This window comes from Acinetobacter calcoaceticus (assembly GCF_051947995.1).
Classification (GTDB): domain Bacteria; phylum Pseudomonadota; class Gammaproteobacteria; order Pseudomonadales; family Moraxellaceae; genus Acinetobacter.
On record NZ_JBLVVH010000005.1, the window covers coordinates 183,159 to 204,286 of the forward strand.

Consider the following 21,128-nt stretch of genomic DNA (forward strand, 5'->3'; position numbering starts at 1 on the left):
TGAGTTTTAGACGATTTTTAATTTAGCTCTTTCATAGCGAGTTAACCTTTGTTCAAGGACATAATTCTTGGAAATAAAAAAAGAGCTTAAATAAGCTCTCTTTTAGTTCCAACGAACTTATTTACAGCTAAAGTTTTCAGCTTTTTCTCTATCACCTTGACCATTGTAACGAGCAATCAGGGGGTAAGGGCAAAGTGGACGGGTGCGGTCTGGTGCCCAGTCTTGTGGAAGCTCAGTATTTACTTGACCACTTGGGTTACCTGCGCCGCGTGCGGTCGCAATGATTTCGTCAGGTGCTTGCCCATATTCGACCCAGTTGACTAAAGCCGTTAATGCATCAAATTGATCGGTCGCGATGCCGTCACGGGTATGGTTCATGCCCGGAACTCTAAAGAAACGTGCAAATTCAGGTACTGTACCTTTTGTATCATTTTTATAGTGTTGTAGTAGCTGATCGTACCAATTTTGAGTGTCATCTACAGAGAAAACGCCGTCTGCTGTGCCTTGTACTACAATCATTTTCCCACCGTGATTACGGAGTTTATCTAGATTGAGTTCATCGGGTGGCATCATGAATGACATCGAACTTTCGGTGTAGATATCATTAGTTGCCGAGAGTTTTGGATAGTCGGTATCGAAGTTAAAATTAAAGGCAAATTGTCTAGAGTTTTGAGTCACGGTTGGGTCTGGTGGAACTTGAAAAAGAATGCCGACTGCAACGGGGTCACGTGCTGTGCCTACCGAAGATTCAAATTTCCAGCTTGCCCAGTTGCTTCCCACTAAACCGGGGTCGAAAGGCTGGGTTGCATAAAGTGCTTGTCCAGCAGAGTTTACAGGGCCGCGGTAAATGTTGGCTAATACATCAATCTGTTCGGTGCTTAGACATGTGCCATCTCTTGTGCTTGAGCAAACGGGTACATGTTGGTGAATATCAAAAGCTGTACGGCAAGCTTCAACATCTTGAACCAAGCCATCTGCAACACCGTCTAGTGCATCGCATCGAACTAAAATCGCTTTTGCTAATACTTTACGTTCTGAAAGAGTAAGGGCTGTACTGAGGTCATTTTCATCTGTTGCGACGCGACGAAGCTGCTGCGCTGTGTAGAGTTGAGCCGCGGCTGCACGAGGTAGGTGAAAACCCGGTGTGCTTGCTAAAATTCCATCATATTGATCGCCTAAACGGGTTGCAGCAATCATGGCATGACGCCCGCCGTTCGATGTGCCGCCTGCATAGGAGCGGTCTGGCAATTTACCATAGGCGGTTTTAATTAGATTTTTTGCCATAGGCGTAAGTTTGGTAATCGCACCGTAGCCGTAGTTAATTCTAGCTTGAGGGTCTAAACCAAACATTGGATTTTGTGAAGCGTTATGTCCGGCATCGGAAGAAATAATAGCAAAACCATCATGTAGGGCATTGGTCAGTGGACCACCGCTACCAACCTGACCCGTTGCAGGGACTAAATTACCATCGGTTCCACCATTGCCTTGATAGAGAAAACGGCCATTCCAATCAACAGGTAAGCGCATTTCAAAACCAATTTGATAAGTTTGTCCATCGACAGGGCTTACACGTTGGTCCATATAACCTTTGACTAAACAATGAGCGCCAATCGGTTTGTTGGCGACAGTCAATGTGCCTGCTTCTTGAAGGGTAGCTGAGCTAATGACTGTATTGTTGTATTGAAATTCAAGTAAGTCTGAACAGCTTCCTGTCATTTTTACGCCAACAGCAGGAGACAACTGCGGTGGTTTGGTTGTTGAGGGAACCGTTGTCTCATCATTATCACTTCCACAGCCTGTCAAAGCGCCAAGCATGGCAAGCACTAAAGCGGAGTGGGTCAAAATTCGTTTATTATTAGTGTAATTCATTTATTCATATCCTTATTAAATGAATGTTTGCAATTAATCTAAAACCAGAAAATTAGCTGTGCTTCGTGCAATCATTTTGTTGTTTTGCCAAGCTTCACTTTCAAGATTCAGTACGGTTTTGCCTTGTTTAATGAATCGGCATTTTGTAATGACTTCACCCACAGCACAGGGCCTTAAAAAATCCATGGTTAAGTTGATGGTGGTAGCGGGTTTATGGTCATTGGCGAGAAATGCAAAAAGTCCCATCACGTCATCAAGCATGGCGCAGATCATGCCACCTTCAACGGTACCGCGTGGATTGGTAAAGCTTTCTAGCGCCGTGTAGTGGATGGTGAGTTCAGTGTTTTTGTCATTCCAATGGATATTGTGTCCACCCAAATGGTGATGGATGGGCGGTAAGTGTTCTAACGTTTTTTGATCCATAATCAAGGCTCCATCCTTTTTATCAGTGTTATAAAAATGATTATTTCAAGCTGTAGGCATCATAAATAACCGCTTTGCCCAAGCGCATTGCACTCCCTACCGCAACGGTCTGGTTAAGCCATGAATATTTGGGTGAGCTGGTTTCAAACTGCATGGTAATTTTGAAATAGTAGTTTTTCGGGTCGACATCTTTGCCTTGAGCAAGCTGTTTTAGTATTTCTGCCGAGCCATGTCGGTAACCTTTGGTTTGAAGGTAAATGAGTGCACCGTCATCGGTTTCTAATAAATATCGCGTATCAATAATGGCCAGTCCTTTACTGTCGACAATTTGCCAATCTGCGCCATTATTTAAAATGCGGCCCTTAAGTGATTTCCCTTCAAATGTCCCACCTGTAATAGGAATAATTCGGCGCTTACCAGCGTCACTGGTTGTGCCCAATTCCCAAACAGGCGCGTTCAGATCCACACTAAATTTTGCTAAAGGCTCAAGCTGAATAGGTGGTGGACTATATTGTGTTTCGGCATGAGTCAGGGTAATCAGACTCATGCCGCAGAGTAGTGCTACAACGTTCTTCATGATGAATTTCCCGAAATAAAAAGAGGTTCTATCTGTGACAGAACCTCTCGTTTTGAATTATTTAAATTTCCAAGTGTAGTCGATGTTGATACGGGTTTCGTTGACAGGTTTGATGTTGGCTGTAGCGAGCATGTTGTTGTCATAAATGGCATAGCGCGCGCGTAACCCTAGATTTTTTAACCAACCACTTTGGACGGTGTAGCCTAAATCAAAGTCTGTTTCGCGTTCTTTTAAATTGGTTCCGCCTAAGTTGGGTGCATAAATATTGTGACCTGTGGTGTAACGGGTCATAAAACGTAAACCCGGTACATAATCTTTAAAGTCGTATTCATAGCGGAAACTATAGGCCTTTTCTTTTGGGTTTAAAAACTCACCCGGCCATGTATCAATAAGAAGTCCGGTTTCACCTCCCGTCAAATACGGAAAAGCAGTGTCGCCGTGATGTTGGAAAGTCCCAAAAATAAATTTATGGTTTTGATGTTTGAGTTCGAAATGCGCATGATACAGGTCATTATCGACCAAGCCAGCTTTTGCTTGCCCGTCATCTCGGCTGCGGTAGTAACGTAATTGTGAACTCAGATTGGTGCTGTCATTAATTTTATATTGATGTAATACACCGACCAGCGTCTGATGATACAGATCATCAACATCCATATAAAAAGCGGTGAGCTTGAGTGCGGGATTGAGCTGATAATTCCCGCCTAAATAATAGAGCCCATCGGTTTCGGCACTTTTAAAACGTCCATTTACCCCTGAAATTTTAATTTTTTCATAGTTGGTCGAATCCCGATGATTCACTTTATCGAGGTAGGCCGCCTGTAAATCAAAATCCTTAATATCTTTACTGGTCAGTGAAATGCCTCGATAGGTTTGAGGAAGCAAACGGGCAGGTGAAGCCACTAACACCGGGTTCATCGGCATGAGCGTACCGATGCGTAGTTCGGTCTGACTCATTTTCGCTTTTGCCGTGACGCCAATTTCGCCATAAGAGTCAGCAGGTTCATTGGTGACCGTATTTCTGATTAAATTGCCGGTACCTGCATGTTGGGCATCGGCATCCAGCTTAAAGCCTGCAGTTGCCAGTATATCCAGACCAAAACCGACCGTCCCTTCGGTATAACCTGAGTTGGCTTTGAGAATAAACCCTTGCGTCCAGTCCTTGGCAGCGGGGTAAGCGGATTGCTCTTGGTAGTCGCGGTCAAAATAGAAATTTCGTGTGGTGAGTTCTACTGAACTGTTGTCAATAAAATTGCCAGCCCACACTGAACCTGAGAGCATAAGGGTAGAGTACATCCATAATTTCGACATCGCATTTCTTCCTGAAATAACATTTTTTTGTTTTCAACAAGACTTAGTTGTTGTGTCAGCCTTGTTTGGTTTTTAAATCGAACTATTTCCCGAGCAGTTCTCGGGCGACGATTTCTTTCATAATTTCATTGGTTCCCCTATAAATTTTCTGTACCCGTGCATCCACAAAAAAGTGTGAAATCGGATATTCCTGCATGTAACCGTAGCCGCCAAAGAGCTGAAGTAACTGATCAATCACTTCACATTGAGTGTCGGTGATAAAGCATTTCAGTGCGGCAACTTGAGTGACGCTTAACAGGTGTTGTTGATACAGCGCTGCACATTGGTCTACAAAAGCTTGAGCAGCCTTTGCTTTGATTTGTGCGTTTGCGAGTACAAAGCGCGTGTTTTGCATTTGACTTAACGGTTGTCCGAAAGCTTTACGTTCCAATACATAGTCTTTGGTGATTTCAATAGCCCCCAAAATCGATCCCAAAGCCATCATGGAAATACTCAAACGCTCACGCGGTAACTCTTGCATTAAATAGGCGAAACCTTGTCCTTCTTCCCCCAAACGCTGAGTTGCAGGCACACAAACATCATCAAAAAATAGTTCGGCTGTATCTTGAGCATGTAGACCGATTTTTTGTAATGAACGGCCTTTTTTAACGCCGTCTAAAGTAGCATCAACTAGAAAAATCGAAATGCCTTTTGCTTTAGCTTGCGGATCAGTTTTCGTCACTAAAACGATCAGGTCGGCATGCAAACCATTTGAAATAAACGTTTTTGAACCATTCACACGATAGTGGTCATTTTCTAAAATGGCTTGAGTGCGTATGGCCTGTAGATCTGAACCTGCATTGGCTTCGGTCATGGCAATTGCAGTGACGACTTCACCCGTCACCATTTTGGGTAGCCAATAACGTTTTTGCTCTTCAGTTCCAATATTTTGCAGATAAGGAGAGACCAGCTCATTTTGCCCGCCAATGGCAACTGCCAAAGATGCAAAGCCCGCTTGAGCAGTTTCTTGAACCAGCATGAGAGAGTAATGAACAGGAGCGCCGTAACCGCCATATTCCTCGGGCACATCGACGCACAGAAAGCCATTTTCCCCAAGGCGAAGCCATAGTTCACGTGGGATAAGGCCATCGTGTTCCCACTGTTCATAATACGGAGCAACCTGTTCTTTTAAGAACCTGCGATAGCTATCCCGAAATAGTTCAAATTCTGTATCGTGTGGCATGTTGAACCTTTTTTAGGCAAAAGTGAGGTTAAGGCCCAAACTGAAATTTGAGCTTCCTTTTTTATTTCAATTGCTTATTGCTTTAAGGTGGGTACCCGAATAATCAGTGGGTTTTCGGCCTGCTTTTGATAAAGCTGATCAATTAATGCAGCACGACGCTTGGTAATATTGCCTTGATTGAGGTTGCCTTTATCGGTGACTTCGCCTGCATCGAGTTGAGGTGGCTCGGTCATTAAATAAAGCATGGAAACTGTATTTGAACTACCAGTCGCATCTTTATTAAAGGTCGTTAAAAATTGGCGGAACCATTGCTGGACTTTAGGGTGCTGTAATATCTCTGTTGCAGAATGTTCACCCAGCTTAAGACCAGCTTGTTGAGCACAAGCATCTAGTTTTGGAAAAATCAGAAAACCAACCGCATTCAGGTTTGAACCAGTAATACAAACATCTTGGATGAGTAAATTACCTTGAATCAGTACTTTGTTGCGTAGTGTGCCCACATTCACAAAAGTGCCTGTATTGAGTTTAAAGTCTTCGGCAATTCGTCCGTCGTACATGAGACCTTTAGTTGGATCATTCACATCGACTAAACGCACAGCATCACCCGTATGGAAAAAGCCTTCATCGTCAAACACAGTGCTTTGCTGGTCTGCCTTTAAACGCCAATAGCCTTTCATGACATGTTTGCCACGAACACAAAATTCTAGTTTGTCACCACATGGCACCAGCTTGATTTCGCATCCCGGAGCAGGGTAACCAATAAAGCCAGCCATCACGCGTGGACCAGTGGTAAAAGCACAAGAGGGAGCTGTTTCAGTCATACCCAAGCCGCTCATAATGCGAATTTTTTCTCCACAATGTTGCTGAGCAATTTTATCGAGTCTGTTCCAGCCCGCTTCTGAAAGCGCTGCACCTGCAAAGAATAAAATTTTAACTTTGGCAAAAAAGCGGTCTCTTAATTCTTCATCTTTTTCTAAAGCTTCGGTGAGTTCTTCCCAACCTTTTGGCACATTTAAATAAACGGTTGGAGAAATTTCTTTGAGATTACGAATGGTTTCGTCAAATTTTCCTGCAACGGGTTTGCCGTCATCAATGTAAATGGTACCGCCGTTATAGAGCGCAATACCGACATTGTGACTACCACCAAACGTGTGGTGCCAAGATAGCCAGTCGAGTAGGACAGGCGGCGTTTCTTCAAACTCAGGGAAAGTCTGCAACAACATTTGCTGATTCACACACAGCATTAAATGCGTGGTCGGCACAGCTTTAGGGAGTTTGGTTGAACCTGACGTAAATAGAAATTTGGCAATCTGGTTTTCATCAAGGGTTTGATAAAACTCTTGAACATCTGAAACAGGCGTATCTAATAGCGATTGAAAAGACGTGCAGATCTGATCACCCACAATTCCTTTATTGGTCACCACTTCAATATCAGGCGTAATACATGCCTGAATCGCTTTGGCAAAGGCTTGTCCATCGCTGGCATAGACCATACCCGGTGTAAGCACTTCAAACACATGTTTAAGTTTGCCAAAGTCTTGAGAAATCAGAGAGTAGGCTGGTGAAATTGCTGAAAAAGGCACACCTGCCAGCATGGCAGCCATAGACAGTGTTAAATGTTCGAGATCATTACCACTTAAAATAACCAGAGGCCTTTCTTGGCTTAACTTACGTTCATGTAGAGCCTGAGCAATGTGCCATGCACGTTGTAAAACTTCTGCATAACTCAGTTTGACCCATTCACCTTGAGCATTACGTTTTGCTGCAAAAATATGGTCGGGTTTGGTTTGTGCAAAATGAATTAAACGATCTGTCAGTTTTTGTGGATACGGTTTTAATTGCTCTTTTGGGCTGATATAGAGCGTGTCATCTTTATGGTGATAATGAATATCATGTTGCCCTAATTTTACGAACCGTTCGCGGTCTTGTGATTGAGTGGCATTCATTTGCATTTCTTTCACTCCATGGAAAGCGCATCACTGCGCTTTATTTTTTGCATCATGCAATTTTTATTTAATATGTTGTTGTCCGCATTAGCCTGACTAAATCGGGTAATGACGTGATTGGGTCTGAATGGTGATCCAGCGTAGTTCGGTAAATTCGGCAACAGAGACTTTACTACCAAATCGTCCGTATCCACTCGATTTTGTTCCACCAAATGGCATTTGAGCTTCGTCATGTACGGTTGCGCCGTTAATATGACAAATACCCGAATCAATTTGTTGAGCCACTTCCAGTGCTTGCGAAATATTCTGGCTAAATACTGCCGAAGAAAGGCCGAACTCGCTGTCATTTGCCAGTGCTACGCCTTCTTCAATGCTTGAAAAGCGTTGAACTGTGCATACAGGTCCAAATGATTCTTCGCGGTAAAGCAGCATGTCAGGGTTAATATTGAGCACCAGCGTCGGTTGCATGGTGGTGTCTTCAATATGGATGCCTAAAGGTAAGTCAGCACCTTTGTTTTGAGCATCTTCCAACAAATGCTGAATACGGTTTGCAGCGCGGCGACTTTCTAAAACACCGAGTACATTGTCTTTTGAGGTTGGATTACCTGCTCGAATAGAGCGAGTTTTTTCAATCAGTTTTTCAATAAATTGGTCGGCAATTTTGTCTTGAACCAAAACACGTTCGGTCGACATACAGATTTGCCCCTGATTAAAGAATGCTCCAAAAGCCACAGCATTTACGGCTTCATGAATGTCAGCTTCATTTAAAACCACAACAGGGGCTTTCCCACCGAGTTCGAGTAAAACTGGTTTTAAATATTTGGCAGCAGTCTCGGCAATAATTTTTCCGACTTTGGTTGAGCCGGTAAAATTAATGCGTTTCACGGCTGGATGAGACACTAAGCGCTCTACGATTTGTGGTGCATCTTCGGCGGCATGCGTAATTACATTCACCACACCTTCACCCAGACCCGCTTCATGTAACACTTCACCAATGAGACGATGTGTTGCTGGGCAGGCTTCTGAGGCTTTTAACACTACCGTGTTACCACAAGCCAAAGGCATGGCAAGTGCACGTGTTGCCAAAATCATAGGAGCGTTCCAAGGTGCAATCCCTACAATCACACCACAAGGAACCCGTACACCCATTGCAAGATTGCCCGGCACATCTGACGGAATCAGGCTTCCGTCAATTTGTGTGGTCATGGCTGCGGCTTCACGTAACATGTTGGCAGCAAGGTGAACATTAAACCCATACCATGTTGCAGTTGAACCTGTTTCTTGCATTCCAGTTTCAATGAATTGCTCGGTTTTTTGGTCCATTAAATCGGCTGCTTTTAATAAGCGTAAGCGACGTTCGGTAGGTGAGAGTTTCGACCATACTTTAAAAGCTTGTTGTGCCGATTCGATGGCACGGTCAACATCGTCCAATGTTGCAGCAGCGGCTTGAGTTGCCACTGATCCATCAATAGGACTGATACGCTCAAACGTTGCCTGATTTGATGCATCAACAGATTGACCGTGAATAAGTAACTGTACATTTTGCATGGGTTGTGTCCTTACATTGCCATTAGTGAATCAAAAGTTAACCAGTACGTTTATAGCTCTGTAAACCCGGTTTAATTGATTTTTCATCTAAAAATTGTTTCAAACCTTCTTGGCGACCGTTTTCCGTATCGCGGTGGATACATTGATCAAGTTTGGCATATAAGTAATCTTCGTTTTGATCCCAAGTCAGTTCACGACAACGCTTAAAGCCATTTTTAGCGGTACGAAGAACCACAGGATTTTTCTCAAGTAGACAGTTTGCAAGCTCAGTCACTTCTGCTTTTAACTGTTCAAGGGGTACGCTTTTATTCACAAGGCCCATAGTTTCGGCTTCTTTACCACTAAAGGTTTTACCCGTCATGATGTAGTACAAAGAGGCACGGTGACCAACAGAGTCTGCCATTGCTTTGCTTACAAGGTTGCCCGGTGGGATCCCCCAGTTAATTTCAGATAAACCGAAAGTTGCTTCATCTGCTGCAATTGCGAGGTCACACGCCACTAAGGGTGAGAAACCGCCTCCAAAGCACCAGCCGTTGACCATCGCAATGGTTGGTTTTGAATACATGCGAAGAAGTTGCCACTGCCAACGGCATGAGTCGCGGCGAATACGTTCTTGATAAATTTCCGGCTGCGTATCGACTTCACGGAAATATTCCTTCAAGTCCATGCCTGCTGTCCAAGAATCACCTGCACCTGTTAACACAAGCACACGTGCATCTTGATCAAGTTCTATCGCTTCAAGTACATCAATCATTTCACGATTGAGTGTCGGGCTCATGGCATTTTTCTTTTCTGGGCGATTTAGTGTTACCCATGCAATTCCATCTTCAACTTTAACATCTACTGTTTCCCAGCGGTTTTCATAACTCATCTTCATACTCCTTGAATGATTTTTAGCTGTTCTGGGATTTAATTTAATATCAGTTAAACTTACATTCAAGTCTTTTTTATCAAATTTTATAAATATTTTATAATGTATTGTATTTTAAATATTAATTAATTTTATTGATGATTTTATATAAAAATATGTTGATTTTTTGGTAAGTTTAACTGATATTTTTGCTGTGTTTAAACAATAATACACAAAGGGCTAAATGGAACGACTAGTCAATAAGGGACAACACAATGGAAAAAATATCAGGACAGCCTTCAAGGGCAAAAATCACGTTACTACTGTGCTTTGCCATCGCAATTTTTGAAGGCTTTGATCTTCAATCAATGGGGGTAGCCGCTCCACGAATGCGGGCTGAGTTTATGTTAGACAATGCCCAGATGGCGTGGGCATTTAGTGCTGCAATTTTAGGGACGTTACCAGGTGCCATATTGGGCGGTCGGTTTGCCGATATTGTCGGGCGTAAGAAAATTCTGATTTTTAGTATTTTACTTTTTGGAATTATGTCTTTGCTAACGGCTTATGCAGCTAACTTCAGTTTGCTATTACTCATTCGTTTTTGTACGGGTTTGGGAATGGGTGGGGCACTTCCCATGATGATTACACTTGCCTCTGAAGCTGTACCTGACCAGCACAAAGGTACTGCTGTCAGCATCATGTATAGCGGCATTCCTTTTGGCGGATTACTCACTTCGGTGGTTGCCATGTCGTTGGCAGGTGATGCAGAGTGGCGTCATATTTTTTATATTGGGGGAATTGCTCCTATTTTGCTGATTCCGCTGATTATGCGCTTTTTACCTGAGTCAAATGACTATCTGCAACGTAAAGTTCAAGCGCAAAAAACCACGCCATTCTTGGAAGTTTTATTTGCCAAAGAACGCCTTATGTCGACCATTCAGCTTTGGGTCAGTTTTTTCTGTACGCTCGTTGTACTGTATTTCTTGTTGAACTGGTTGCCGTTACTGATGGGCGCGCAAGGCTTATCGAAACTTCAGGCAAACTATGTGCAGATGGGTTACAACGTTGGCGGAATCTTAGGTTCAATCCTCATGGGTGTCTTACTTGATAAATTACGCATGAGTTTTGTGATTAAGCTGATTTATCTCGGTATTTTATTTTCGCTTTGTTGTTTGGCAATTTCTCCGACCGTGGCTTTACTTGCACTTTCGGCAGTCGGTTGTGGCTTATTCATTGTGGGCGGACAATCGGCATTATACGGTCTGGCTGCCATGTATTATCCAACCGAAATGCGTGGAACTGGAGTTGGTGCAGCAGTTGCAATTGGGCGTATTGGTTCTTTTGCAGGACCTTTAATGGCTGGTTTTTTACTCTCGCTCGGACAAAGTTCGACCATTGTAATTGGTTCAAGCATTCCAGTGATTTTAATTGCAGCGATCTCTGCATTACTTCTTGTCAAAAAACCTAAACAGCCTGTACATTTAATACAAAGCTCAGGTGCTGGCTAAGTTTTAACGAAAGTATGGGGTTCGAGCCTCATACTTTCACTACAGATTTTCTTATGATGAATGAAATGTTATGGTACGTTCAAATTTAGTTCAAAAAAAAGCAGAAGATGAGCCGAAATTAAGTTACATGATCGCTCGTGTTGACCGGATCATTAGTAAACATTTAACAGAACATTTAAAAGAACTTGAAATTACTTTGCCGCAATTTACTGCACTTTCGGTTTTAGCTTCAAAAAGTAATTTATCCAATGCCAAGCTTGCTGAACGTTCTTTCATAAAGCCGCAATCTGCCAACAAAATTTTGCAAGATTTACTGGTGAATGGCTGGATTGAAAAAAAACCGGATCCAACCCATGGTCGCCGTATTTTAATTACCCTGACTGAAAGCGGTGTTGAAAAGCTAAATAAATGCAATGAAGTGGTTTTAAAAGTCGAAGAAAAAATGCTTGAAGGCATTGATATTAACTTGGCTTATTTAATCCGTAATAATCTCGATATTATGGTCAATAATCTTAAAAATCTTTAATTGAATGTGGTTTGTAAATTAATTTTTTAAAATCTACAAAAATGCTTAAGCACTGATTCAAGCAGAAAATTGATTTCATTTTGCAAATGAACTTGCTAGCATCGAAGTGACGTTTTTGGTGATGTGTGGCAGCGAATGTCTTCAGGACAACAAGTTTTACTTAAACTAAGAAAAATGATTATTTCAGGGGAACTTGAAGGCGGCGCCAGAATTGCCGAAATTCCGACTGCCGAGTTACTTGGTGTTTCAAGGCAGCCTGTTCGTATTGCCTTTCGCTTGCTTGAGCAAGAAGGTCTCCTCATCAAAAATCCAACTCGTGGTTACACGGTTCGTGAAATTTCAGAGCAACTTATTCATGATGCGCTTGAAGTGCGCGGTGTGCTGGAAGGCTTGGCTGCAAAAACTTTGGCAGAACAGGGCTTAAGCGAAGAACAGAAAAAGACACTGCAACACTGCATTCAGGAAACTGAAAAACTCTTTAATGAAACAGACGAGTTTGGCGATGCTGAACTGGAACGTTATCACCATTTTAATGTCATTTTTCATGACACGATTATTGAAGGCGCGCAAAACGTCGCGCTCATCCAAGCCTTAGCAAAAAACAACCAATTACCAATGGCATCTGCCCAAGCCATTACCTATGACCAGAACCAAGCTTTATCGGAATATCGCCGTTTGCACTATGCGCATTTACAGCATTGTTCGATTTTCGATGCATTGGTAAATCGTCAGGCAGGGCGTGCTGAAACCTTAATGCGCGAACACAGTAGTGTAGTGATTTTAGGTGAAACCTTAAGAAATGTTCTCCGCGCTTAAAGTGAAAAGTTCCTTTATTTTTGAATAAAGGAACTTTCGAGTTAAAGCTCGATCACAAGATGTTTGGTTTTTGCGCGAGAACAGCAGGGCGTAAATTGGTCATTCAATGTATGTTCCTCATCGGTCATAAATAGATCCCGATGATCAGGTATACCTTCTACCACGCGGGTAATACAGGTCCCGCAAATGCCTTGTTCGCATGAAACCGGAATATCAAAACCATTCGCAATTAATGCTTCAGTAGCAGTCTGCTCTGGTAATACTTCAATTCGGCGGCCCGTACCTTTCACTTCAATAGTAAAAGCTTCATTGTTGGACGTATTTACTTTTTGCGCGACAAAATGCTCTTGATGTAACTGTTCATTGTACCAGCCAGCTTGTTCGGCCGAGCTCATGACAAACTGCATAAACCCTGTAGGTCCACATACATATAAGTGTCTATCTGGTGAAGCTTGAGCTAAAACCTTTGCCATATTACATTCGGTGTCCGGCTGATCTTGAATATGAAAATGGACTTGGTCACCAAAGTGCTCGGTTAAATTACCATAGAAGGCAATCATTTCATGACTACGAACAAAGTAGTGCAATTCGAAAGGAATATTTGCCGACTTAAGACGATACGCCATCGACAAAATCGGGGTAATACCAATACCACCAGCAAATAAAACTGCCTGTTTGGTTTGAGGATGAATCTCAAATAAATTGCGTGGTTCACCAATCTTTAAATGGTCGCCTTCACAATATTCGGTGTGGATGCAACGTGAGCCACCGCGTGAATTGGCATCATGTAAAACACCAATGACATAACGATGTTTTTCAGTGCAGCAGTTTGAAAGTGAATATTGGCGGGTGAGGCCGTTTTTCAGGTGCACATCAATATGCGCACCTGCCTCAAAATTCGGTAGCGCTGTGCCATTTGCTGCAACCAATTCAAACGCACGAATAGTCGGGGTGAGCTGGTGAATTTTTTCAATGATCACGTCCATGTTTATACTCCTTTAGATAATCCGAATGTTTGGAAACTTCTGTGTGGACGTTTCAGGAGGTATTTTATTTTCTTCGGCAAGTAGTCGGTCAATGACCTTACGGGACTGGACACCGCCTGCGTCGATGTTGAGCATGAGTAACTTGCGATGTGGATTGTTTAAAATGTTTTGCTGCTGTTGCTCCAGCATTTCTAAATCTTCAGTAAAGATTTTGCCTTGGCCTTCACGAATTTGATCGGTGAGTTCAGCATTGTCTGGCTGGAAATTGCGTGCCATTCCCCAGAAATACCAATGTGATGTTTCAGTTTCGGGGGTAATAAAATCGACCACAATTGAGGAAACTTTTTTGTCACTTGGTGCATGGTAACCACCATGTCCCGCGTGTGCGACACCCACTTCAATGTGGACATTACTTGGCGCAAAGAAGTGACAACGTTGCCAGCGGTCAACAGGTACATCATCAGCCAAATGATTGCCGCGAAGGGCCATTTGCCAGAATGGAGGAGCAATCACATTTTCCATGTAGCGTTCGGTAATGACATGGTCGCCGTCAACTTTAGTGACAGGTAATGATTCATCAATCTCTTTTTGTCCGATGCTGCTGGAGTGCACATAGGTCTCATGGGTTAAATCCATGAGGTTGTCGACCATCAATCGATAGTCACACTGAATATGAAACAGGCCTCCGCCATAGCTCCATTCAGGATGATCTGCCCATTCTAAAGTTGGCAGTTTTGCTTCATCTGCTAAAGCTTTCTCGCCTGGCCATATCCAGATAAAACCGAACTTTTCAATAACTGCATATGATTTATTGCAAGGGAAACCATTGACGCGTTGCGCTGGCATTGAAACGGTCTTTCCATCACAGCCCATCACTAAGCCATGATATCCACACACAAGGTTACCATCTTCGACATAACCCAGTGAAAGTGGGGCACCACGATGGGGGCAAAAATCTTCAACGGCTGCAACTTGGTTTTCTTTGCCACGATAAAAAACGATTTTTTCACCACAAATGGTGCGACCTAGTGGTTTGTCTTGGATTTCTTCTGGGCGGCAGGCAACATACCAAGCATTTTTAATAAACATTGTGACGACTCCTTATCACTTATTGGATCCAATTTATAATAAATAAAAATATTGGTCAATTGATAGACAGTATATTTTTTAAAAATATTGATCTATGTGTTTAGTTTTTATGTATGTATTATAATGTTGTTAAAGGCTTTTTTTATTTCTTTTGAGTTTTTGGGAGAAAATTTTATTGGTTTTTATTTGGATCCATTTTGTGTGCTTTGAAAGCTGAATTGGGTCTCATATTGGGAATTGTGGTAAGTAAAATGGGCAATGTTTTATGGATCCATATTTTTTGTTTTCATAATTATAAATAAATTATAATTATATTTTTCAATTATTTAATCCGTTGTTAATTAAATTTTTAAAATATTGTTGATTTTTTGGATCCAAATATTCAGTATAGAAAAAGAGCAGGATGCTCAAAAAACAAATATTCCTCTAGGTCTATGGATACGGATATGCATAAGCATACAATTGCTCATATTGGCGATGTCGTATGTGTCTCTTATCCGCATTAGGAGATACACAAATGGAAAGAGACGTTCTCAATCAGATCAATCAAAACAGCATGAGCCGCTACCAATGGTTCGTCATTTTGATCTGTATTTGTCTCAATATTATTGATGGCTTTGACGTGATGGTGATGGCATTTACTGCACCATCCGTATCAGCAGAATGGTCACTTTCAGGCGCACAAATTGGCTTATTGCTCAGTTCAGGTCTTTTCGGGATGGCTGCCGGTTCCATTTTCCTCGCACCTTTGGCCGATAAAATCGGTCGCCGTTTACTCATTCTGGTTTGTCTTGTGATTGCAGGTTTGAGCATGTTGGGTTGTGCTTTTGTACAAAGCCACGGCATGTTAGCTGCACTTCGGTTTATTACCGGAATTGGAGTCGGTGGGATTCTTGCGAGCAGTAATGTACTGGCAAGTGAATATGCCAATGCTCGCTGGCGCAGTCTGGCAGTGAGTTTAATGTCTACCGGTTATGGAATTGGCGCGACACTGGGTGGGGTACTCTCACTGGCATTGATTGAGCACTTAGGTTGGCGCTCAATCTTTTTAGCAGGTGGGGTAACCACCATTGCAATGCTACTGATCAGCGCATGGTTATTACCTGAATCTTTAGATTACTTACTCGCGAAACGACCAAAACAGGCACTCGAACGAATTAATGCAACCGTAAATCGTATGGGGCTAAACGAATTACCTGTTATGCCGCGTTATGAAAAAATCAGCACGCAAAATGGTAGTGAGCTGGGCAAATTATTTGCTGGACAACTTGGATTCCAAACACTTTGTTTGTGGTTTGCATTCTTTTTAGTGATGTTTGGCTTTTACTTTGTCATGAGCTGGACACCAAAAATTCTAATTTCAATGGGAATGTCACCAGAGCAAGGCGTAAGTACGGGTATTTTAATTAGTATTGGTGGGATTTTCGGGGCAGCCATTATTGGTTTACTCGCATCACGTATGAAAATTTTCTATGCCTTAAGCCTGTTCTTGGGACTAACTTCGGCATGTGTTTTTCTCTTTGTTGCCGTCTCGTCCCAAGTCAGCATTGCACTCATGGTGGGGTTATTACTTGGCACACTCATTAATGGCTGTGTAGCAGGTTTATATTCGATTTCTCCAACAATTTACGATGCCGAAATTCGTAGTCGTGGCGTGGGCTATGCAATTGGCTTTGGACGAATTGGGGCAATTTTATCGCCAACGGTCGCAGGCATCTTTCTGGATAAAGGAATTGCACCCGCAACGCTGTACGCCTATTACGGTGTGGTGTTTATTTTGGCTATTTTCCTGATTTTAAGTTTGGGTAGTGCTTTTTACCGAAGTCAGAAAGAGCAGAACTACGCGCTTAAAACATCACCCTAAATCATTAAAAATTAAATAGTTGAGATAAAAAATGAAAAAGGCACCATTGTGGGTGGGGGTATGCTTGTGCCCGTTATTGAGTCAAGTTGTGCATGCCGAGTTTATTGCAGACAGTAAAGCTGAGCTGACACTACGCAATTTTTACTTTGATCGAGACTATAAAAAAGACCCATATTCCTATACAGCAGCCAGAGATTGGGCGCAGGGTTTAATTTTTAAAGGACAGTCTGGTTATACCGAAGGGACAGTTGGGTTTGGTGTCGATGTATTGGCAATGGCAGGTTTTAACCTGATGGGAAACCGTGCTGATGATCATGCACGTAGTGGCTTACTCCCAGTGAATACCGATAACTCGCGTGATGATTATTATGGAAAAATAGGCATTACAGGGAAGGCTAAATTTAGAAAAAATGAGCTTTTTGTGGGGGATCTAGTTCCACAGTTGCCGACCCTATTTTCATCGCCAGCGCGTTTGTTCCCTCAGACTTATCGCGGTATCCGCTTTGTTTCAAATGAAATTCCAAATCTTCAACTCGAAGGCTTTTATGTCGACGAAGTACGTCAGCGTGATTCAATTCGTTATACCGATGTTGGAACAGACAATATTAACCATCGTTTTGACAAAGCGGCAACCACCGATTCTTTTTATACGTTGGGAGGAAGCTATCAGTTAAAGGATTACCGTTTACGTGCTTATCATGCTGAACTCAAAGATATTTACCAGCAACAGTTTTTAGGCTTTAACGGAAAACAACCTTTAAATGATCAACTTAATTTTTTAAGTGATGTACGTTTTTTTAATAGCGAAGAAACTGGAAGCAAAAAAATTGGAGAAGTCGATAACCGACATATTAGTGGCTTATTTGGTTTGAACTATCAAAATCATACGCTTTCTTTGGGCTACATGCAGTCGTTTGGTTCGACGGGTTTGCCGTTTTTATCGGGAACCGAAAGTCCCGTCGTGCTTGATTTTATGAGTTCGGATTACTCAAATAAAGACGAAAAAGTCTATTCGATACGTTATGAATATGACTTTAAAAATGTGCGACTAGGCGATGTTTCCTTAAATGGGCTACGTTTTATGACCCGATATGCGAAAGGGGAAGACATTGATTTATTGCAATATGCCGATCAGCGTTTTAAAGAAGAGTCGATGGAATTTGATTTGGGCTATAAAATTCCAGAAGGCAAGTTAAAAGGCTTGGGAATACGGGCTCGGTTTTCTCACTATCGCAACGATATGCCCACAAATATGACTTTCCATGCTGCCAATGAAACACGCTTGAATATTGACTATAGCTTTAAGTTTTAAACAGTAAATATGTTCAAACGGTTTCTAAAAATCGGGAAACCGTTTAAAAATTAATAAAAATAGATGTCGGGTGAAAAGGTGTCATCATTTTAACGTTGAATGTCATATTCTTTTCTAAACACCAACAACAAGCCTAATAAAATTGAGAACATGCCAATAAGACCTGCTATGGGCAGTTTATTGCCTAAAATTAAAAAGTCGAGTAATGCAGTCACGACAGGAACTAAGTAGAACAAGCTTGTCACATTTACAATATTTCCCTGACTTAGTAGCTTATACAATAAAAGTTGGGCAACAACAGAAATCAAAACTCCAAGAAAAAGAACAGAGATAACAAGTTGTGAGTTCCAGTGAATTTCAAAATGTTCAAATGGAATAAAGATCAAGCAGACGACAAGGCTGATTGCATATTGTAAGGGTAATACTTCTGTAGGTGCGTGTTGAATCTTCTTCTGCATGATGGCACCAAAAGTCATGCAGAGCAGCGCGGCCAGCGCAAATAAAATCCCAATTGGCGCAATCAAAGACATAGACAAGCTTTTCCAGACCAGAAGAGTCAGGCCTGCTAAAGAGATACATAAACCTAGCAAGCGTATTTTTTGTATATTTTTCTCCATGATGCATAGCGTTAGAATTGGCTGAATTCCTAAAATAGTCGCAATTAAACCTGGTGTAACACCATGTGCCATTGCTTGAAAATAACAGATCGAATAGCCCGCAATAATGAGAAGTCCAGTGAATAACACTTGTTTGCGACTCCCATGTCTAGGCAATAATTTTTTTCTATAGAGAGCAAGTAAGAAGATGACTATTAAAGCAGTTGAAAATCGTAAAATTAATAAAGCGATTGGTGATGCGTTATCAAGCCCCCAACGAGTAAAGATCGCAGCACAGCCCCATAATAGAACAAATCCTGAAGTTGCACTTTGTGCAGTAAGTGTACTTTTATTGAGATGCATGGAACCACTCCTAGTCATTTAATTTATAAGGAATTATTAAATTTTAAAATAAAAAATGATGATAAAAAATTATCGTAAAAAGCCTTCAAATCAATGTGACGGCCTGTTGAATAAGGTAAGTATTGTCATATTATGAAATAATGAAAAGCGCATAATTCTTCAATATACTATTCGAAAATCAAATAGAAGATTTGCCATGAATTTAAAGAACTTACAAATAGACTGGTTAAAGTGTTTTGTTACGGTGATTGATAGTGGTTCACTCTCAAATGCGGCTCCTGAGCTGTATCGATCGCAATCCGCGATCAGCATGCAATTGAAAAAATTAGAAGAGGCTGTGCAATGTCAGCTATTGATCAGAACCCATAGACAGATAGAGCTCACCCCTCAGGGGCAGATGCTATTAGGATACGCACGGCGAATATTAGATTTGCATAATGAAGCTCTGATGGCATTTCATGGGGAAGAATTAACTGGGCGTATACGTTTAGGGGTTCCGGATGATTATGCTGTGAAATATCTGACCCCTGTATTGAAACGATTTGCACCTCGTTATAGTGGTGTTGAAATTGAACTCATTTGTGAACAATCTACCTCCTTAATTCCTCGTATAGAAAGTGGTGATATTGATCTGGCTTTAATTTCCAGAGATGGCAAGCGTCAAGGTAATTTATTATTTCATGAACCAATGGTTTGGGTAGGGTCTCCACAGTTTGAGCTTTGGCGTGAAGATCCAGTCCCTATTGCAGTATATGAAAGTACCAGTTCAGCTAAAAAGAGTGCAATCAACTCTCTTGCCTTGCAAGGGCGCCGTTATCGTGTGGTTTACAGTAGTTCAAGTCTGGTTGGACAAATTGCTGCTGTTGAAAGTGGCTTGGCGATTGCTGTTTTTACTCAATGTAGTGCTCCACAGCATTTAGAAATTCTTGGGGCAGAACATGGGCTGGGCCCTTTAGAGCCAATGGAGGTCGCGGTTTATCGAAGCCATGCTTCTCGTGACTCAAAAGCTGTAGATCACTTAAATGATCTTTTGGTTAAAACGCTTAGACACGCTATATCGATCTAGAATTCGGATATCGGGATTTAAATAGACCTGTTTCTTTAGTACTTTAATCGGTGAGAAGGCTATTACTCGCTCTAAATAAATACTTTTCTTACACCCATCCCAATAAAAATTTCACATTGTGGCGTTATAACCGCTATGATTTCTAATAAATGAAAATCTCATAATAACAAGTTCCGTGAGAGCAGTTAAAATGAAAAAAATGACAGTGGTTTGGGTCTGTTTAGCTTCATTATCGACCTTTAGTCTAGCCAATGATTCTACGGGCTATGTTGGCACAGGCGGCATTCAGTATCTTAAAAACGCGCAGATAGCGATGCAAAGTGAAGATTTGTTTATTAGCAAAAAGCTGATCAAGGTTAATTATGTTTATAAAAATTTAAGTAAGCACGATATTACTGAAACCGTATTATTTCCCTTACCACGTATCGATAATTCCTTTGAAGCGGATTTTGCCCATACCGAAGCACTGTTAAAAAGTTTTAAGATTATTGTTGATGGTCAAAATATAAAACCTGAAATGCATGTGCGTACCTTTATTCAAAGAGATGATAAGTCGCCGCTGATAGATAGCACAGAGGCATTTCAACAATGTGGCTTTAGTCAGACCGATATGCTCAACCCTTGGGCTAGAAATAACGATGATGTTGAATACTATCAAGATAAATTGAGACAATGTAAGCAGCCACAGATACAGAAAATTCTGGCGAGCTTCAACAAAGATGATGTAATACCGTGGTCATCTCAAGTGATCTATAGCTGGAAGCAGACCTTTAAAACCAACAGTTTGACTAAAATCTATCATGAATATAAACCGTTGGTGGGTGGTTCTGTCTCGCTCTATCCAGAGGAATATAACCCGCAATTTTGTATGGATAAAGCATTTAAGCAGGGGTTGAAAAAAGCCAGTGCAGAACATTCACCATTCAGTGCCTTGAGCTATATCCTGACCACAGGCGCAAACTGGGCCAGGCCGATTGAAAATTTTAAACTGACCATTGAACGTGATAAAAACGAGCTGGTGTCTTTTTGTTGGCAAGGCAAAGTGGAGAAGATCAGCCCAATCCGATTCCAGATGATCAAGCATAATTTCATTCCCCAAAATGATCTGGACATTATCTTTGTGAGTGTGAAATAGGTGTTTATGATTGTATGAAATAGAATTTGAATATACACCTTTTTTATTCTTTAATAGTGATGTTTATCACATATTTTTTCGGTTGCATTAGGTTTTAATTTATTATTTTTAATTTTTAACTTGT

General features: G+C 41.6%; 18 protein-coding genes. 7 read left to right on the forward strand and 11 right to left on the reverse strand.

Features of this window, described 5'->3' with window-relative positions; translation table 11 throughout:
* Nucleotides 1-117 precede the first annotated feature (117 nt).
* The 8 genes from ACNQO6_RS11785 to ACNQO6_RS11820 all read right to left on the reverse strand — a co-directional run bounded on the left by ACNQO6_RS11785 (nucleotide 118) and on the right by ACNQO6_RS11820 (nucleotide 9,770).
* Entirely contained in the window at nucleotides 118-1,869 is a 1,752-nt protein-coding gene (locus ACNQO6_RS11785; protein ID WP_440209068.1) for a tannase/feruloyl esterase family alpha/beta hydrolase, read from the reverse strand.
* Nucleotides 1,870-1,902: 33 nt separating this feature from the next.
* On the reverse strand, nucleotides 1,903-2,292 hold the full coding sequence (locus ACNQO6_RS11790; protein ID WP_100191913.1) for a PaaI family thioesterase: 390 nt from the start codon (nucleotides 2,290-2,292) through the stop codon (nucleotides 1,903-1,905).
* A 40-nt stretch (nucleotides 2,293-2,332) separates the two neighbouring features.
* Nucleotides 2,333-2,869 (reverse strand): DUF3237 domain-containing protein, encoded by a 537-nt coding sequence (locus ACNQO6_RS11795; protein ID WP_440209069.1) that lies wholly within the window; start codon nucleotides 2,867-2,869, stop codon nucleotides 2,333-2,335.
* Between the two features lie 57 nt (nucleotides 2,870-2,926).
* Nucleotides 2,927-4,177: an OprD family porin gene (locus tag ACNQO6_RS11800; RefSeq protein ID WP_440209070.1), complete on the reverse strand. Its 1,251-nt coding sequence runs from the start codon at nucleotides 4,175-4,177 to the stop codon at nucleotides 2,927-2,929.
* A gap of 82 nt (nucleotides 4,178-4,259) precedes the next feature.
* Complete coding sequence (locus ACNQO6_RS11805; RefSeq protein WP_440209071.1) at nucleotides 4,260-5,399, reverse strand: acyl-CoA dehydrogenase family protein; 1,140 nt, start codon at nucleotides 5,397-5,399, stop codon at nucleotides 4,260-4,262.
* 74 nt (nucleotides 5,400-5,473) lie between these two features.
* Entirely contained in the window at nucleotides 5,474-7,360 is a 1,887-nt protein-coding gene (locus tag ACNQO6_RS11810) for a feruloyl-CoA synthase (RefSeq protein ID WP_440209072.1), read from the reverse strand.
* An 81-nt stretch (nucleotides 7,361-7,441) separates the two neighbouring features.
* A complete protein-coding gene (locus tag ACNQO6_RS11815; RefSeq protein WP_440209073.1) occupies nucleotides 7,442-8,893 on the reverse strand; it encodes an aldehyde dehydrogenase in 1,452 nt (483 codons plus the stop codon).
* A 37-nt stretch (nucleotides 8,894-8,930) separates the two neighbouring features.
* Nucleotides 8,931-9,770, reverse strand: a complete 840-nt coding sequence (locus ACNQO6_RS11820) for a p-hydroxycinnamoyl CoA hydratase/lyase (protein WP_440209074.1) — start codon at nucleotides 9,768-9,770, stop codon at nucleotides 8,931-8,933.
* A 248-nt stretch (nucleotides 9,771-10,018) separates the two neighbouring features.
* On the opposite strand from ACNQO6_RS11820, the gene mhpT reads away from it, so the two are divergent.
* From mhpT to ACNQO6_RS11835, 3 genes are all read left to right on the forward strand, one after another.
* Entirely contained in the window at nucleotides 10,019-11,251 is a 1,233-nt protein-coding gene (gene mhpT, locus ACNQO6_RS11825; RefSeq protein ID WP_440209075.1) for a 3-(3-hydroxy-phenyl)propionate transporter MhpT, read from the forward strand.
* 70 nt (nucleotides 11,252-11,321) lie between these two features.
* Entirely contained in the window at nucleotides 11,322-11,777 is a 456-nt protein-coding gene (locus tag ACNQO6_RS11830; protein ID WP_262754215.1) for a MarR family winged helix-turn-helix transcriptional regulator, read from the forward strand.
* A gap of 123 nt (nucleotides 11,778-11,900) precedes the next feature.
* Nucleotides 11,901-12,593 (forward strand): GntR family transcriptional regulator, encoded by a 693-nt coding sequence (locus ACNQO6_RS11835; RefSeq protein ID WP_440209076.1) that lies wholly within the window; start codon nucleotides 11,901-11,903, stop codon nucleotides 12,591-12,593.
* 41 nt (nucleotides 12,594-12,634) lie between these two features.
* Here ACNQO6_RS11835 and ACNQO6_RS11840 read toward each other — a convergent pair whose 3' ends face one another.
* Complete coding sequence (locus ACNQO6_RS11840; protein ID WP_440209077.1) at nucleotides 12,635-13,579, reverse strand: PDR/VanB family oxidoreductase; 945 nt, start codon at nucleotides 13,577-13,579, stop codon at nucleotides 12,635-12,637.
* 12 nt (nucleotides 13,580-13,591) lie between these two features.
* Nucleotides 13,592-14,668, reverse strand: coding sequence for an aromatic ring-hydroxylating dioxygenase subunit alpha (locus ACNQO6_RS11845; RefSeq protein ID WP_440209078.1), 1,077 nt, complete (start codon nucleotides 14,666-14,668; stop codon nucleotides 13,592-13,594).
* Between the two features lie 517 nt (nucleotides 14,669-15,185).
* Between ACNQO6_RS11845 and ACNQO6_RS11850 the strand changes: the two genes are divergently transcribed.
* The gene (locus ACNQO6_RS11850; RefSeq protein WP_440209079.1) at nucleotides 15,186-16,532 is read left to right on the forward strand and encodes an MFS transporter; all 1,347 of its coding nucleotides are present in this window, start codon (nucleotides 15,186-15,188) and stop codon (nucleotides 16,530-16,532) included.
* Between the two features lie 31 nt (nucleotides 16,533-16,563).
* The gene (locus tag ACNQO6_RS11855) at nucleotides 16,564-17,844 is read left to right on the forward strand and encodes an OprD family outer membrane porin (protein WP_440209080.1); all 1,281 of its coding nucleotides are present in this window, start codon (nucleotides 16,564-16,566) and stop codon (nucleotides 17,842-17,844) included.
* Nucleotides 17,845-17,933: 89 nt separating this feature from the next.
* On the opposite strand, the gene ACNQO6_RS11860 is transcribed toward ACNQO6_RS11855, so the two are convergent.
* Nucleotides 17,934-18,803 carry a DMT family transporter gene (locus tag ACNQO6_RS11860; RefSeq protein ID WP_440209081.1) on the reverse strand — a complete coding sequence of 290 codons (870 nt, stop codon included), beginning with the start codon at nucleotides 18,801-18,803 and terminating at the stop codon, nucleotides 17,934-17,936.
* A gap of 196 nt (nucleotides 18,804-18,999) precedes the next feature.
* On the opposite strand from ACNQO6_RS11860, the gene ACNQO6_RS11865 reads away from it, so the two are divergent.
* Both ACNQO6_RS11865 and ACNQO6_RS11870 read left to right on the forward strand, forming a co-directional pair.
* The gene (locus ACNQO6_RS11865) at nucleotides 19,000-19,869 is read left to right on the forward strand and encodes a LysR family transcriptional regulator (protein ID WP_440209082.1); all 870 of its coding nucleotides are present in this window, start codon (nucleotides 19,000-19,002) and stop codon (nucleotides 19,867-19,869) included.
* A gap of 190 nt (nucleotides 19,870-20,059) precedes the next feature.
* Nucleotides 20,060-21,004, forward strand: a complete 945-nt coding sequence (locus ACNQO6_RS11870; protein WP_440209083.1) for a DUF4424 family protein — start codon at nucleotides 20,060-20,062, stop codon at nucleotides 21,002-21,004.
* Nucleotides 21,005-21,128 lie beyond the last annotated feature (124 nt).

Bases quoted from the DNA above. Each gene is read 5' to 3' on its own strand.
- ACNQO6_RS11800 (WP_440209070.1), bottom strand. From the start codon at position 4,177: ATGTCGAAATTATGGATGTACTCTACCCTTATGCTCTCAGGTTCAGTG.
- ACNQO6_RS11855 (WP_440209080.1), top strand. From the start codon at position 16,564: ATGAAAAAGGCACCATTGTGGGTGGGGGTATGCTTGTGCCCGTTATTG.
- ACNQO6_RS11870 (WP_440209083.1), top strand. From the start codon at position 20,060: ATGAAAAAAATGACAGTGGTTTGGGTCTGTTTAGCTTCATTATCGACC.
- ACNQO6_RS11820 (WP_440209074.1), bottom strand. From the start codon at position 9,770: ATGAAGATGAGTTATGAAAACCGCTGGGAAACAGTAGATGTTAAAGTT.
- ACNQO6_RS11845 (WP_440209078.1), bottom strand. From the start codon at position 14,668: ATGTTTATTAAAAATGCTTGGTATGTTGCCTGCCGCCCAGAAGAAATC.
- ACNQO6_RS11785 (WP_440209068.1), bottom strand. From the start codon at position 1,869: ATGAATTACACTAATAATAAACGAATTTTGACCCACTCCGCTTTAGTG.
- ACNQO6_RS11805 (WP_440209071.1), bottom strand. From the start codon at position 5,399: ATGCCACACGATACAGAATTTGAACTATTTCGGGATAGCTATCGCAGG.
- ACNQO6_RS11860 (WP_440209081.1), bottom strand. From the start codon at position 18,803: ATGCATCTCAATAAAAGTACACTTACTGCACAAAGTGCAACTTCAGGA.
- ACNQO6_RS11795 (WP_440209069.1), bottom strand. From the start codon at position 2,869: ATGAAGAACGTTGTAGCACTACTCTGCGGCATGAGTCTGATTACCCTG.
- mhpT (WP_440209075.1), top strand. From the start codon at position 10,019: ATGGAAAAAATATCAGGACAGCCTTCAAGGGCAAAAATCACGTTACTA.
- ACNQO6_RS11865 (WP_440209082.1), top strand. From the start codon at position 19,000: ATGAATTTAAAGAACTTACAAATAGACTGGTTAAAGTGTTTTGTTACG.
- ACNQO6_RS11815 (WP_440209073.1), bottom strand. From the start codon at position 8,893: ATGCAAAATGTACAGTTACTTATTCACGGTCAATCTGTTGATGCATCA.
- ACNQO6_RS11790 (WP_100191913.1), bottom strand. From the start codon at position 2,292: ATGGATCAAAAAACGTTAGAACACTTACCGCCCATCCATCACCATTTG.
- ACNQO6_RS11850 (WP_440209079.1), top strand. From the start codon at position 15,186: ATGGAAAGAGACGTTCTCAATCAGATCAATCAAAACAGCATGAGCCGC.
- ACNQO6_RS11840 (WP_440209077.1), bottom strand. From the start codon at position 13,579: ATGGACGTGATCATTGAAAAAATTCACCAGCTCACCCCGACTATTCGT.
- ACNQO6_RS11830 (WP_262754215.1), top strand. From the start codon at position 11,322: ATGGTACGTTCAAATTTAGTTCAAAAAAAAGCAGAAGATGAGCCGAAA.